This window comes from Rhodoferax sp. GW821-FHT07G04 (assembly GCF_059418585.1).
Genome location: NZ_JBWKQD010000002.1, coordinates 1,481,462 through 1,494,875, shown reverse-complemented (window position 1 = coordinate 1,494,875; position 13,414 = coordinate 1,481,462). Strand labels below are relative to the sequence as shown.

Below are 13,414 nucleotides of genomic sequence, written 5' to 3'. Positions count from 1 at the left end.
CAGATTTACCGTGGACTAGCGAGCGATTTGGCCAATATGTCTTTCAACTCATCGCGCAGCGCCTGGGCTTCGTCCTGCAGGCGCGCATACGCAGCCAGCAGGTGATCCGGGTCATGGTCCACCACATCGCCCACATGGGGGTTCTTCTGGTCCAGGTTGTAGCCCGCCGCCTTGATCTGGTCGATGCTTACCTTCCAGGCGCGTTCGTTCTCCACGCGGCTGGCAAAGCCATCGGCCTCGCTGCCCCACCAGGCTTTCTCGGCGCCGAACTCTTCGATGCGGATGGGCTTGGTCTTGTTGTAGTTCTTCACGCCCGCGGGGTACGGGTGCTCGTAGTACCAGACGTCTTTGGTGGGCGTGCCCTTGGTGAAGAACAACAGATTGGTTTTGATGCCGGTGTAGGGCGCAAACACGCCGTTGGGCAGGCGCACGATGGTGTGCAGGTTGCACTCATTCAGCAGTTGTTCTTTGATGCGGGTCTTTACGCCTTCACCAAACAGCGTGCCATCAGGCAGCACCAGCGCGGCGCGGCCATTGGTTTTGAGGATGTGCTTGATGAGCACGAGGAACAAGTCCGCCGTTTCTTTGGTGCGTACATCGGCGGGAAAGCCTTGCTCGATACCCGGCTCTTCCACACCGCCAAAGGGCGGATTGGTGACTACCACGTCCACCCGATGAGCGGCGGTGTAGTCGCGCAACGGGCGAGCCAGCGTGTTGTCGTGTACCACCTGGCTGGGAACCTCGATGCCGTGGAGCATGAGGTTGGTGACGCACAGCATGTGGGGTAACTGCTTTTTCTCTACGCCACCAATGCAGGTTTGCAGCACGGCTTCTTGCTCGGTGTTCTTAACCTGCTTGCGCATGTGTTCGATGGCGCAGACCAGAAAGCCGCCGGTGCCCGTGGCGGGGTCAAGCACCTTTTCTCCCAGCTGGGGGTTGACCATGTCCACCATGAACTGGGTGACGGCGCGGGGGGTATAGAACTCACCCGCATTGCCGGCGCTCTGCAGGTCTTTGAGGATTTTCTCGTACAGGTCGTTGAACTGGTGGCGCTCGCTCTGGCGGTTGAAGTCGATGGCGTTGAGCTTGTTGATCACCTGGCGCAGCAGGTGGCCGCTCTTCATGTAGTTGTAGGCGTCTTCAAACACGCCGCGCACCACATAGCCGCGCGGGTTGCGCTGGGCGTCGCCACGCAGATTCTTCAGCGCGGTGAAAAGGTCGTTGTTCACAAAGCTCAGCAGCGCTTCGCCGGTGATGCCTTCGGCGTCCGCAGCCCAGTTGCGCCAGCGCAGGGGCTCGGGGATGGGGCTGGTGTAACTGTCGCGGGTGAGCTCCATTTCCTCCTCCAGCGCGTCAAACACTTTAAGGAACAAGAGCCATGTGAGCTGGGAAATGCGTTGGGCGTCGCCATCGACGCCGCTGTCTTGGCGCATCACGTCCTGGATGGACTTGATGACGCTGGAAAGGTTGGACATGCTTGTGGAAAGTCTTCTAAAGAAAAAAGGGCGCTAGCCCCCGTGAAATATGCGTAACCAGCTATGAATTAAATAGCGTTTATCGAGTAAAGCTCTCGCTCCAGCGTTTGCAGGGCGTCCAGGTATTGGGGGCGTCCGCCAAAACTTTTGATGATTTCGCCGGGGCGGCCAATATCGGTAAAGGGTTGCACGTTGAAAACGGTATCGGCCTCGATGGTAACAATGCCTTCGTCGGCGTATTTGTCCAGCAGTGCGTCGATCACTTTGCGGGCCACGGGGCCGTATTGGGTGAAGACGTTGCGCTTCTTGACCCGGCTGGCGCGCTCGCGCCGTGTGAGCGGGGGCATGTTGTAGGCGACGTGCAGCAGCAAATCAAACGGGTCCAGGTCTGTCAGGCCATTGTTGGCTAGCTCTTCTGCCAGCGCCTCGATCAACACGCCATGGCCTTCCAGTTCTTGCAGCAGTGCCGCCTTGCGATCCGCATCGTTCCAAGCCTGGAGGAACTTATCCAAAGAGTCGTATTGTTTGGTGAGGTTGATGCGGGTGTAGTCGCGCAGGCTCTCGGTGATGAGCTTGCCTTGGGCGTTGAGGTACTGCACGCGCTCTCGGGCCACTGCGACCGTAACCATTGCGCCAACGACATATTTCTTGGGTTCTTCGCCGTCCTGGGCGAAGGGGTCGAGGCTTCCTGTTGGCCGGCCTTCAACGCGTTCGGGTTGAGCAGCGTGCGCGCTGAGCGACGTCTCAGGAGGCGTGTCCGGTGGTGCGATGGGGTCGCCGGCCTTGGGCTCGTAAATCTGCACGGGTTCGCCGTCAAAGTCTTTGTCGGCAAAGAGTTCGGTGGCGCGCTTGAAGTCGAGGATGGTGAACCATGTCTTGCCCAAATCTTCACGCAGGCGTGTGCCACGGCCAATGATCTGCTTGAACAGCGTCATGGACTTGATGTTCTGGTCCAGCACGATGAGCTTGCAGGTTTGCGCATCCACACCCGTGCTCATGAGCTTGGAGGTGGTGGCAATCACCGGATAGGTTTTCTCGGGGTCGATGAAGTTGTCCAGCTCGCGCTTGCCCTCTACGTTATCGCCTGTGATCTGAACCACGTACCTGGGATGGGTGGCGCAGATGTCGGCGTTGGCATTGCTCAGGGCCTGACGCATGCGGGCGGCGTGGTCTATGTCTTCGCAAAAGACGATGGTCTTGGCATAGCGGTCGGTGGCCTTGAGGTAGTCGGTAATGCGCTGGGCAACAGCTTCATCCCGCTTTTCCAGCACCAGCTTGCGGTTCATGTCAGCACCGGTGTAGACGCGGTCTTCGATCAGATTGCCGTGCTTGTCCGTCATTCCCGCTGTAGGGCGCCAGCCAAAGGCGTCCTTGTCCAGATCGACGCGGATGACCTTGTAGGGCGCCAGGTAGCCGTCTTCAATGCCCTGTTTGAGGCTATAGGTATAGAGGGGTGCGCCAAAGTAGTCGCTGTTGGAGATGTCTTTGGTTTCCTTGGGCGTGGCGGTCAGGCCGACCTGGGTGGCTGTGCTGAAGTAGGTCAGGATTTCACGCCAAGCCGAATCTTCGTCAGCGCTGCCGCGGTGGCACTCGTCCACCACGATCAAATCGAAGAAGTCGGGGCTGAACTGTTTGTAGATGTTCTGCTCTTCTTCGGTACCGCTTACCGCCTGGTACAGCGACAGATAAATCTCGTAGCTCTTGTCTACCAGCTTGGTGGTTTTGTTGACGGCCAGCTCAAGCTCTTCCACCGTCACTTTGCCCTGCGCATCCACACGCTCCACGCCTTTGGCATTGGGACTAAGTTTTGCCATGGCGCCCTTGAAGGGGCGGAAGTCGTTGACCATGGTTTGGTCAATCAGGATGTTGCGGTCCGCCAGGAACAGAATGCGCTTTTGCCCACTGGGCTTGTCGGCCCGCCAGGGTGACTTCCAAAGCCGGTGGATGATCTGAAACGCGGTGTAGGTTTTGCCGGTACCGGTTGCCATGACCAGCAACACACGGTTTTGTCCGTTGGCAATAGCCTCTACCGTACGGTTGATGGCGTTGAGCTGGTAATAGCGAGGTGACTTGGCGGGGGCGTAGTCGAACTCGGCGACACGCTGAACATCAGGCGCCCAGCCTTTCCAAGCGCAATACCGTGCCCAAAGCTCTTGCGGTGATGGAAACTGGTCAAGCGAGATGTTTTGTTCCAGAACACCGGTCGCCAACGTGGCGTCGCGGAATACGAAGCCGTCGCCATTGCTGGTGAAGCTGAATGGCACCTCCAGCAACCCCGCGTAGTTGATGGCCTGCTGCATGCCTGCGCTCATCGACAGTCGGGATTTCTTGGCTTCGACGACGGCTAACGGGACATTGGGTTTGAAAAAGAGCGCATAGTCGGCGAACAGCACGGTGGTCTGGTCGCGCTTGGCGGTCTTGCCACGCACCACTACTCGTCCGGCACGCAGGGGGTATTGGGCGTATATCTGGTCGAGCGTGTGCCACCCTGCGGCAACGATGGCCGGGCGGATGACCTTGTCGCACAGGTCGCTCTCGGATAGGTTGTTTTTGCTCATGGCGGTCCCTGACCGAACATAACCCAAAAAATGCCCACCAACTGGCTCTGCGCTTGAGCAATACGCTGAATAGGTTTAAGCCAGCTTGATATACGCCAGAATTTCCGGCGCACCCGCCAGCAACGGACCGGCGGCCGCAAAGGCCGCGCCCACATGCGGCATAGTCATGTGGGCGTCGGCATCGGCCTTGCTTTTCCAGTGCTCCACCGTTTGCAGGATGTGCGGCGCCTGCTCCTGGCAGTAGACCTCGTACTGCACGCAGCCGGCCTCCTTGCGCGACTGCGCCGCCAGCTCAGCCAAGACTTTGCCGGCGGCTTCGGCGGCCTCGGGTTTTACGGTGATGCGGGCCAGAACGTAGTGCATGGTTGGGCTTCCTTTCGTATGCTGCGGTTGCGGATCAAATGCTACATATTTGGTAGCGATATGTGTTTATTTGACGAGGGCTAGCGGCGAAATTTGCATAAGCCATTGGCGCCGATCAGGCACCCCTCAGGCCATCTGCGGCTGGCGCGCATGCCAGCCGGCGCACCATGCCGCAAAGGTGTGGGCCGCGATCGGCTTGCTCATGAAGTAGCCCTGGGCCTCGTCGCATTCCAGGGCCTTGAGCTTGTCCCAGATCAGCGCGTTCTCCACGCCCTCGGCCACTACCGTCAGGCCCAGGTTGTGTGCCAGGTCCACGGTGGAGCGCACGATCTTGGCGTCATCCTCGTCGGTCTCCATGTTCATCACAAAGGACTTGTCGATCTTCAGTTCATCCACCGGCAGGCTCTTCAAATACGCCAGCGACGAATAGCCGGTGCCGAAGTCGTCGATGGACAGTTTGAAACCGCGCTGCGACAACAGGTTCAGCGTGGCCTGGGCGCGCTGCGGGTCGTCCATGATGGCGCTCTCGGTGATCTCCAGGCAGAAGGCGCTGGCCGGTAGCTGGTATTTCGCCAGTATGGTGTCCAGGCGGGCCGGAAACTCGATGTCCAGCAGGTCGCGGGTGGACAGGTTGATGGCCAGCTTGAACCCCGTGCCGGCGGCTTCGCCCAGGCTCCGGCTGATGCGGGCCGATTCTTCAAACATCCACATCGTCAGCTGGCGCACAAAGCCGGTCTGCTCGGCAAAGGGAATGAACTCCAGCGGCGGCACCAGGCCGCGCTGCGGGTGTTGCCAGCGCACCAGGGCTTCGGCTGCGACCACCCGACCCGTAGCCAGCGCGATCTTGGGTTGCAGGAACAGGCGCAGCTCGCCCTGGGCGACGGCATTGCGCAGCTCGGACAGCATGGACAGCGTCTCGGTGCTGGATGAGTCCAGCGATGCGTCGTACACCTGCATCAGCGTGGTCCGCGACTTGGCGGCATACATGGCCACCTCGGCGCGCGACAGCAGTGCATCCACATCCTGGGCGTGCTGCGGGAAACAGGCAATGCCCATGCTGGCGCTCATGTCCACGGCCTGTTCTTCGAAGGCCAACGGCTGCTCGAAAGACTTGGCAATGCGCTCGGCCACGTTGACCGCCGTGTCGGCGCTGGCGCCGGTCAGCATGACTGCAAACTCGTCGCCGCCCAGGCGGGCCACCATGTCGTTGACGCGCAAGTCCTGTTCTGTGAGCCGCCTGGCCACCGCGATCAGCAACTGGTCGCCAAAGGAGTAGCCCAGCACATCGTTGACATGCTTGAAGCGGTCAATGTCCAGCATCAGGATGGCCATGCTCGGGTTGCTATCGCTGTCTCGGCCGGCAATGCCGTTGCGTATCTGCTCCTGAACGGCCTCACGAAAGCGTGCCCGATTGGGCAGGCCGGTCAGGCGGTCCCAGTAGGCCAGGGTGCGGATTTCTGCCTGCTGTGCGCCGATGTTGATGCGCATGGCGTCGAAGGCCTTGGCCAGGCCGCCAATCTCGTCGTGCCGGTTGGTGTGCTGCATCGGCACGTCGTACTGGCCACGTCCCAAGGTTTCGGTGGCGTGCACCAAAGAGCGCAGTGGTGTGGTCACGCGCCGGGCCGCAAACACGCTGCCAATCGCAAACAACACGACGCCCAGACCGGTGATCCACGCCAGCGCCACCTGGGCCTGGCGGAATGGCGCCACCACTTCGTTGACGGATCGGAACAACAGCGTGCGTACGCTGCCAAACGAGCCGGCATCGAGCTTGACGCTGCGCGCGATCAGGCGGTCGTCGTCCACCGGCAGCTCCGCTACATCCACGGCAGCGGCCTCCAGCGCGCGCAGCGCACCGGCGGGTAGTGTGCTGGAGACTACTTGGCGGTCTTGGCCCGGCGCTTCGCTGACCAGCGCCAGGTGCATTTCGGAGATGGCCCGCATGTCTTCCAGCAGCTTTTGGTTGATGGGGAAACCCATCAGCACCCAGCCCACGACCACCGGCGCCTTGATGGGCACCAGCACAAACTGGTAGGGCGTGCGGCCCACCAGCGCCACCTGGCTGCCTTGGGCGTCGCGCACGCCGGGGCTGGCCAGGCGGCTCAGCACGCCTTGCAACTGTGTGCCGTCTTGCCCCTCGCCCACGGCGCGCAGGCCCATGCTGGTGTCCATCAGTGCGGTGATGGTGGCGCCTATGCGGGCGCCATGGTTCTCCAGCACCGAGCGTATCGTGGCCTCGTCCTTGGTGGCGACGGCTTCTCGAAAGCCGTAGTCGGCCGCCAGTAGCGCGGCACCCTGCTGCAGCTTTTGTGCGTTCTGGTCCAGCAGGCGGCGCCACACGCGCTCGCCAATTTGCAGCTCCTGGTCGAGCTGGCGTCTGGCACTTTGTTCAATGCTGATGCGCACCACACTGAAGACGGCCGCCTGCACGATCAGCAGCAGCGCCAGCGACAGGGCAACGATGCGCGATGACAGGCCCCAGTAATCGGGTCGCCACTCCAGTTTCTGCGTCATGGCGCTACCTTCATGGCGTCACCCCGGCCAAGTGGTAGCTCAGGGTTTGGTCGGTGGTGCCCACGGTCAGCGCCTGCTCGGCCGCCGGAGCGCCCACCGACAGGCCCGGGTGCCAGATGCGCATGCGGTAGCTGCCGGCAGGCACATCGCGCAGCGTGGCCACGCCCTTGGCGTCGCCGGTGGCAAAGAAGGGCGTCTCCACGACGACGACCCAGGCGCTCATGTTGTCGTGGATGTTGCAACCCAGTACCGCAATGCCGGGCTTGTCAAAGACCACGGGGCTGGCCGCGGTACCGGTGTAGAGCTTGAGTTCAAAGGTTTTGGTCGGCGAGAACGAGTACACATGGTGGCGCACCGTGTCGCGGTTGGGGAAGCCCACCGCCGTGCCCACGGTCACCACCAGCACGCGGGGCGCGAATTGCTTGTTGGCCTGTGCCATTTCTGCGCCGGTGATCGGCTTGGCCAGTTGCTTGGCCTGGCTGGATTCCAGAAACACCACGCCTTCGGGTAGCGCCTTGCCCGCGGCATCCTGCAGTTGCACAGCCACCGTGGCCGCATGCGCAAGCGGCGCCATGGTCAGCGCCGAAATCCACAACAGCAGAAACCGAAGGTCCAATTGCATGCGGGGGAATTAACTGGTGAGGAAAAGCCCAGTGTATAGCGCTTGTCAGAACAGGTACTGCACCCGCAGCGACAGCATGTCTGCCGCGCTACCGAAAACACTGCCCATCAAATAAGCAGCCTGGTATTCCACGCGCTGCTTGTCGGTCACGTGCCAGGTGCCGCTGACAACCGGCCCCCAGCGGTGCGACTGCCGCTCCGCGGGCAACCAACGGTTCCAGGTGCCCAGTTCACCAAAGCCTTGCATGCCGGTGTGCACCGCTGGGTTCCAGCGGTACTTGAGCTGCCACTGGTATTTGAGCTGGGGCGCTGTGGTGTTGCCCGGTGCCAGCGACTTCTCAAAAATCAGATTGCCGTTGAGCTGCACCCGGCCCACATCGGTTTGCAACACGGGCCCGAACTCCACGCTGTCACCGTCGGAGGATTCCTGGTCCCTGATAAGGTTGGTGTGCAGGGCCAGGTCCACATCCCACTGACCTTGCGTCAGTAGAAAATCATTTTGCCAATTCAGCGTGCTGGGCGTGGCGTTGGAAAAGGACGGCCCGATATAACTCATGTACAGCTCGGTGTACCAGCGGCTGTTGACGTTGTAGCCCAGGCCGATCTCGGGCCATACGACTTCGGATCCGCCCTTGCGCTTGACGGTCCAGTAGCGGGTGTCCACGTGGACGGTGCCCGTGTCATCGTAGGCCGTCACCAGGTAATAGCCGGGGTCCGCGCTGGCGATGGCGGGCCATAGTACCGCGACGCCCAGGGCGATCCGCGCACCGGGCATGAAGCAGGGGATCCACCGTGGCATGCGGCCAGCATATACCGCCGGCTGGGGAAGTACAACCGCCGAGCCCATGCAGGGTGTACGGCTGCGCAGGCCGGGCTTATCATCTGCCAGCGCCTATGCCATCGTTTGTCTTGGACCGCCCGAGGACCCGCCATGCCGCAACACCGCACCCCCCGCATCGCCCGCAGCCTCCCTGTTCGCCACTGGGCAGAAAGGCTGGCCCCAACATGGGCGCTGGCCTTGCTCACAGCGCTGTGCGGCGGCACGACGGTTGCCCAGGCGCAGAGCACTGAAAACCCGCCCTCTGCCCCCTCTGCGCTGTACCAGGCCTTGGGCGAAAAGCAGGGCATCCAGTTGCTGATGAACGATCTGGTGGACCGCCTACGGGCGGACAAAACCATCGGCCCCATGTTCATGAACATCAAGCCGGCCTACCTCAAGGAGCAACTGACCGACCAGCTGTGCCGCGTTAGCGGAGGGCCGTGCCGGTATGAAGGCGAGGAGATGAAGAAGTCGCACGCCGACCTGAAGATCGGCACGGGCGAATTCAATCTGCTGGTGGAGATCCTGCAAGACTGCATGAGCGCACGTGACATTCCCTTCGGCGTACAAAACCGCCTGTTGGCCCGCCTGGCGCCCATGCACCGCGAAATCATCACCGCAAGCCCCGCGGCCAACCGCCAAGGCAAATTGCTGCTGACCGGTGGTGTCAGCAGTGTGGACGGCGCAGCTGGCGGTGGGCTGACCCCCTGGGCCACGATTGGCACCTACGCCAGCGACCAGGCTACAGGCTTTACCGCCCATGCGACCCGCGTGACGACCAACGACTACGGCCTCAACACCTATGGCTTGGCGGTGGGCATCCGCAACCGGTGGGAAGTGTCCCTGGCCCGCCAGTCCTTCGACACCGGCGTCACCGGCCCCGGCCTGGGCATACCCGGCCTGCAACTGACGCAGGACATCCTGGGGGCCAAGTGGCGCGTGGCGGGTGAGGCCATCCTGGACAGCGATACCTGGCAGCCCCAGGTCGCAGTGGGTGTGGAGTTCAAGTCCCTGCAATCCAGCGGATTGGACGCTACGCTCTCGGCGCTCGGCGCCAAGAAGACCAGCACTGACCTGTATGTCAGCGCCACCAAGCTGTTTCTGGCCCAGGGCATCCTGGTCAATGGCACGCTGCGCGCTACCAATGCCAACCAGAACGGCTTGCTGGGCTTTGGCGGTACCCTTGGCGGCTCACGCGACCAGTACCAACTGATGCCCGAGCTGTCGCTGGCCTGGCTGGCCAACCGCAATCTGGCCGTGGGTGCGGAATACCGCCGCATGCCCAACAACCTGCAAGACCCCGGCGCCGCGGCGGGTCTGGGTGATGGCCTGCGTGCCCAGGACTGGAAGGACATCTTCATTGCCTGGGCGCCGAACAAAAGCGCCTCGGTGACGCTGGCCTATGTGGACCTGGGCGTCATCGTGCCGGCCACGACGGGGAACCGCACGCAGACGGGGGCTTATTTGTCGGTGCAGCTGGGTTTTTGATCCCGTGTTGGGTCAGCCCAGGTGCCGGCGGGTCAGCTCAAACAGGCTGAGCAGGATTTCGAACAGGATCAGGAAGATGACATACCACTCCAGCCGGTGAAGTTTCTTGTTGTCCCATATGTCTGCGAGCGTCTGCGCCGTGTCGGAAATCAGGTTTAGCTTTCGATTGAGGGCAGCCTGGCGCTCCTGCAGTTCGAATTCGTCTTCAAGGCTGGCGTACAAGCCGCCCAGCTGCGGGTGGGTCCACAGCACCTCGGGTTTGTCACCGATCTCCGCACGCCCCACCATGCGGTGTTCGATCAGCAGCATGTGCCCGATCTTGGACAGCAGGGTTTTGGAGCCTGCGCTGACATTGCCGTGCGTGGCCAGTTCCTGCGCCAGTGGCTCTATCTTGTCGAACTCGCTGCCCACCGTCTTCTCGTACAGGCTGAGCACCAAGTGTTTGCTCAGGGCGTCGGCAATGACCTGCACCTTCTCCAGTGACATCTGGTCGAGCGATACGGCACCACTTTGCACGCCTTCGCCGGTACTGCCACAGTTGATTTCGAGTTCTTCAATTTCTGGCGTCGAATAGGCGGTGGCGAGGAGAGGCCGTAACGAATCGACGAAGCGCAGCTCATCCATGCTTTTGACGCCAAATAGCACCACCACGCCATAGCGGAACAACACCGCAACTCCGCCGTCCGCATCGACTTCCAGCGTCAGCGGCGTGGTCGCCAGGCAGTCGACAATTTTGAAGGCCTTGAGGTCCAGGCGGTCGCCCAGCAGGATCGCACGTGCCTTGACGTACTGCCGGTTCTTGAAATGGGTGCTGAGATCGGGTTTCACCAGGGCTCCGGGAGTTGGCACCCCAGCAAGAATATCGCATCCACCGGGTGAAATGGGGTCGGCGGTGCCTCAGGGGATAATCCACCCCACATGGCACTTATTACCCTTCTCGACGCCCAGCTGGCATTCGGGCACGTCCCTCTCCTCGACCACGCTGATTTTTCCCTCGAAACCCAAGAGCGCGTAGGCCTGATCGGCCGCAACGGCGCCGGCAAATCCTCCATGCTCAAAATTTTGGGCGGTATGGAAAGACCCGACGACGGTACGTTGCAGGTGCAGGGCGGCACCCGCGTCGCCTACGTGGCGCAAGAGCCCATTCTGGACGGTGATGCTACGGTTTTCGTAGCTGTGCGCGCAGGTTTGGAGAGGGTGATCGGCCTGATCGAAGAATACTGCCTGGGCCACGGCGACCTGGACGCCATGCAAAGCGAGATCGAAACCCTGGACGGCTGGAACTGGGAGCAGCGCGTCAATGAAACCCTGCAACGCCTGCACCTGAACCCCGACGCGGTGGTGAGCACGCTCTCTGGCGGTACCAAGAAGCGTGTAGCGCTGGCACAGGCGCTGGTGGCCCAGCCTGATGTGCTGCTGCTGGACGAGCCCACCAACCACCTAGACCTGGACTCCATCGAATGGCTGGAGGGTCTGCTGGTGGACTTCAAAGGCTCCATCATCACCATCACCCACGACCGCTCCTTCCTGGACAACGTGGCCACCCGTATCGTCGAACTGGACCGCGGCAAGCTGATGAGCTACCCCGGCAACTTTGCGGCCTACCTGGTGCAGAAGGAAGAACAGCTGGCGCAAGAAGCGGTCATCAACGCCAAGGCCGACAAGCTGCTGGCGCAGGAGGAAGTGTGGATTCGCAAGGGCGTAGAAGCCCGCCGCACCCGTGCCACCGCCCGCATCAACCGTCTGCAGGAGCTGCGCGCCAACCGCGAAGCGCGCCGCGATGTGGTCGGCAGTGTGAACATGGACGTCAGCAGCGGCGACAAGAGCGGCAAGCTGGTCTCCGAGATGGTGCACGTCAGCAAGACCTTCACCAATGGGGACATCGAGCGTGCCATCGTCAAAGACTTCACCGCCACCATCCTGCGCGGCGACAAGATTGGCCTCTTAGGCCCGAACGGCGCAGGCAAGACCACGCTGCTCAAGCTGATTCTGGGCGAGCACAAGCCCGACCCGGCACCGGCCAACGCACCCAAGCCCGAACCCGGCCACAGCCCCTGGGGTACCGTGCGCCTGGGTGCCAACGTGACGGTGGCCTACTTCGACCAGATGCGCAACGCGCTGGACCTGGACGCCACGCTGGAAGACTTCATCAGCCCCGGCAGCGAGTGGATTGAGATTGGCAACCAGAAGAAGCACCGCAAGAGCTACTTGGGCGACTTCCTCTTCTCGCCCGCACGCGCGACATCCCCTGTTCGCTCTTTGAGCGGTGGTGAACGCAACCGCCTGCTGCTGGCGCGCCTCTTCGCCCGCCCGGCCAATGTGTTGGTGCTGGACGAGCCGACCAATGACCTGGACATCGACACGCTGGAACTGCTGGAAGACCTGCTGCAGAACTATGACGGCACCGTCTTCCTGGTCAGCCACGACCGCACCTTCCTGGACAACGTGGTCACCAGCACCATTGCCTACGAGGGCGACGCCAAGTGGCGCGAGTACGAAGGCGGCGTCAGCGACTGGCTGATCCAGACCCAGCGGGCTAACGCCATCAATGCAGCCCAAGGCAAAACCACGGCCAAGCCCTTCAATTATGAGCGCGAGCAGCTACAAAAGCAGGAGCAAGCTGTAGCCCAGGTGAGCGCCAACACACCGGCTGCACCACCACCAGCCAAGGCCAAGAAGCTCAGCTTCAAGGAGCAGCGTGAATTGGATGGTCTGCCGGAGTTGATAGCCGCATTGGAGGCAGAGCAGAAGGACATTGCCGGGGCGTTGGCCGACGGCAGCCTGTACGCCATCGACAATACGCGGGCCATGAAGCTGGCCACCCGCAGTGCGGAGATCGACGACGCGCTGATGGCGGCGTTGGAACGTTGGGAAACCCTGGGTAACACCGGCAAGTCCTGACGCGAGCCTGTGCGAGGGGATTCAGGTTAGCACCTGTTCGAGGCTCACCCGGCATAGAGCCTCTGGCAGCGTGGCCAGTGCGCTTTCAGCACAAAGGCCTTTTTCCAGGCCAAAAATTCGAAGCTGTACTGCCGCGCCTGGTTCGCTAGTTTGCGCAGCTTGGCGATGGAAGGGTCTTCTGGCATACCGCTCTACTCCCTGTAGCCCACCGCCGTGCAGGCAGCGGCCATTCTCTACAGCGGGGGTGGCCCCGTGTGTGACCTAGCGCACAGACCGGCGCACAGACTGTTTTTGACAATGGGTCATCTTCAACCGCACCTGGAAAGATGCCCATGGACATACCTACCCTGCCGGCCTCTGTGTCGGCTATTGCCAGCAGCCCATCGGCGCTATGGGGCAATGACCAGAGCCAGGCTTTTCATGTGGAGGCCTGGGCTACGTTGCTGGATGTGCTACGCGAGCAACTGCAGCGGACCGGCACCGAAACTCTCCCTGCACGCATCGTGACCATGGAGGGTCTGGCCCATGTCGATGGCACCCAGATGACCCAGGCGGTGTACCCTGCGGGGTTGAGCTCAGGCGACATGGAGGAACCATCCAACCAGTTGCGGCTCTTCACCGATCCGGAAATGCCGTGACCCCATGCGCCCTGGCGCGGTCCGAAACGGCGCGGG

11 protein-coding genes are annotated in these 13,414 nt (G+C 61.8%); 3 read left to right on the top strand and 8 right to left on the bottom strand.

Annotated features, from left to right (window positions below; all coding sequences use genetic code 11):
- Positions 1-5 precede the first annotated feature (5 nt).
- The 6 genes from AC07OO_RS16145 to AC07OO_RS16120 form a co-directional block, all read right to left on the bottom strand.
- On the bottom strand, positions 6-1,475 hold the full coding sequence (locus AC07OO_RS16145) for a type I restriction-modification system subunit M (RefSeq protein WP_495083102.1): 1,470 nt from the start codon (positions 1,473-1,475) through the stop codon (positions 6-8).
- A gap of 68 nt (positions 1,476-1,543) precedes the next feature.
- A complete protein-coding gene (gene hsdR, locus AC07OO_RS16140) occupies positions 1,544-4,033 on the bottom strand; it encodes an EcoAI/FtnUII family type I restriction enzme subunit R (RefSeq protein WP_495083101.1) in 2,490 nt (829 codons plus the stop codon).
- 75 nt (positions 4,034-4,108) lie between these two features.
- Positions 4,109-4,396 (bottom strand): putative quinol monooxygenase, encoded by a 288-nt coding sequence (locus AC07OO_RS16135; RefSeq protein ID WP_495083100.1) that lies wholly within the window; start codon positions 4,394-4,396, stop codon positions 4,109-4,111.
- 126 nt (positions 4,397-4,522) lie between these two features.
- Complete coding sequence (locus AC07OO_RS16130) at positions 4,523-6,910, bottom strand: putative bifunctional diguanylate cyclase/phosphodiesterase (RefSeq protein WP_495083099.1); 2,388 nt, start codon at positions 6,908-6,910, stop codon at positions 4,523-4,525.
- Between the two features lie 10 nt (positions 6,911-6,920).
- A complete protein-coding gene (locus tag AC07OO_RS16125; protein WP_495083098.1) occupies positions 6,921-7,532 on the bottom strand; it encodes a methylamine utilization protein in 612 nt (203 codons plus the stop codon).
- Between the two features lie 45 nt (positions 7,533-7,577).
- The gene (locus AC07OO_RS16120) at positions 7,578-8,330 is read right to left on the bottom strand and encodes a hypothetical protein (protein ID WP_495083097.1); all 753 of its coding nucleotides are present in this window, start codon (positions 8,328-8,330) and stop codon (positions 7,578-7,580) included.
- A gap of 132 nt (positions 8,331-8,462) precedes the next feature.
- On the opposite strand from AC07OO_RS16120, the gene AC07OO_RS16115 reads away from it, so the two are divergent.
- Positions 8,463-9,839, top strand: a complete 1,377-nt coding sequence (locus tag AC07OO_RS16115) for a DUF3034 family protein (protein WP_495083096.1) — start codon at positions 8,463-8,465, stop codon at positions 9,837-9,839.
- A 12-nt stretch (positions 9,840-9,851) separates the two neighbouring features.
- On the opposite strand, the gene AC07OO_RS16110 is transcribed toward AC07OO_RS16115, so the two are convergent.
- Complete coding sequence (locus AC07OO_RS16110) at positions 9,852-10,667, bottom strand: RMD1 family protein (protein ID WP_495083095.1); 816 nt, start codon at positions 10,665-10,667, stop codon at positions 9,852-9,854.
- Positions 10,668-10,757: 90 nt separating this feature from the next.
- Here AC07OO_RS16110 and AC07OO_RS16105 point away from each other — a divergent pair, with 90 nt between their 5' ends.
- Positions 10,758-12,740, top strand: a complete 1,983-nt coding sequence (locus AC07OO_RS16105; RefSeq protein WP_495083094.1) for an ATP-binding cassette domain-containing protein — start codon at positions 10,758-10,760, stop codon at positions 12,738-12,740.
- 44 nt (positions 12,741-12,784) lie between these two features.
- Here AC07OO_RS16105 and AC07OO_RS16100 read toward each other — a convergent pair whose 3' ends face one another.
- A complete protein-coding gene (locus AC07OO_RS16100) occupies positions 12,785-12,925 on the bottom strand; it encodes a hypothetical protein (RefSeq protein ID WP_495083093.1) in 141 nt (46 codons plus the stop codon).
- A gap of 147 nt (positions 12,926-13,072) precedes the next feature.
- On the opposite strand from AC07OO_RS16100, the gene AC07OO_RS16095 reads away from it, so the two are divergent.
- Positions 13,073-13,378, top strand: a complete 306-nt coding sequence (locus AC07OO_RS16095; RefSeq protein ID WP_495083092.1) for a hypothetical protein — start codon at positions 13,073-13,075, stop codon at positions 13,376-13,378.
- Positions 13,379-13,414: the final 36 nt, after the last annotated feature.

Excerpts from the sequence above, each read along its gene's own strand:
- AC07OO_RS16145 (WP_495083102.1), bottom strand. The coding sequence starts at position 1,475 with ATGTCCAACCTTTCCAGCGTCATCAAGTCCATCCAGGACGTGATGCGC.
- hsdR (WP_495083101.1), bottom strand. The coding sequence starts at position 4,033 with ATGAGCAAAAACAACCTATCCGAGAGCGACCTGTGCGACAAGGTCATC.
- AC07OO_RS16135 (WP_495083100.1), bottom strand. The coding sequence starts at position 4,396 with ATGCACTACGTTCTGGCCCGCATCACCGTAAAACCCGAGGCCGCCGAA.
- AC07OO_RS16130 (WP_495083099.1), bottom strand. The coding sequence starts at position 6,910 with ATGACGCAGAAACTGGAGTGGCGACCCGATTACTGGGGCCTGTCATCG.
- AC07OO_RS16125 (WP_495083098.1), bottom strand. The coding sequence starts at position 7,532 with ATGCAATTGGACCTTCGGTTTCTGCTGTTGTGGATTTCGGCGCTGACC.
- AC07OO_RS16120 (WP_495083097.1), bottom strand. The coding sequence starts at position 8,330 with ATGCCACGGTGGATCCCCTGCTTCATGCCCGGTGCGCGGATCGCCCTG.
- AC07OO_RS16115 (WP_495083096.1), top strand. The coding sequence starts at position 8,463 with ATGCCGCAACACCGCACCCCCCGCATCGCCCGCAGCCTCCCTGTTCGC.
- AC07OO_RS16105 (WP_495083094.1), top strand. The coding sequence starts at position 10,758 with ATGGCACTTATTACCCTTCTCGACGCCCAGCTGGCATTCGGGCACGTC.
- AC07OO_RS16100 (WP_495083093.1), bottom strand. The coding sequence starts at position 12,925 with ATGCCAGAAGACCCTTCCATCGCCAAGCTGCGCAAACTAGCGAACCAG.
- AC07OO_RS16095 (WP_495083092.1), top strand. The coding sequence starts at position 13,073 with ATGGACATACCTACCCTGCCGGCCTCTGTGTCGGCTATTGCCAGCAGC.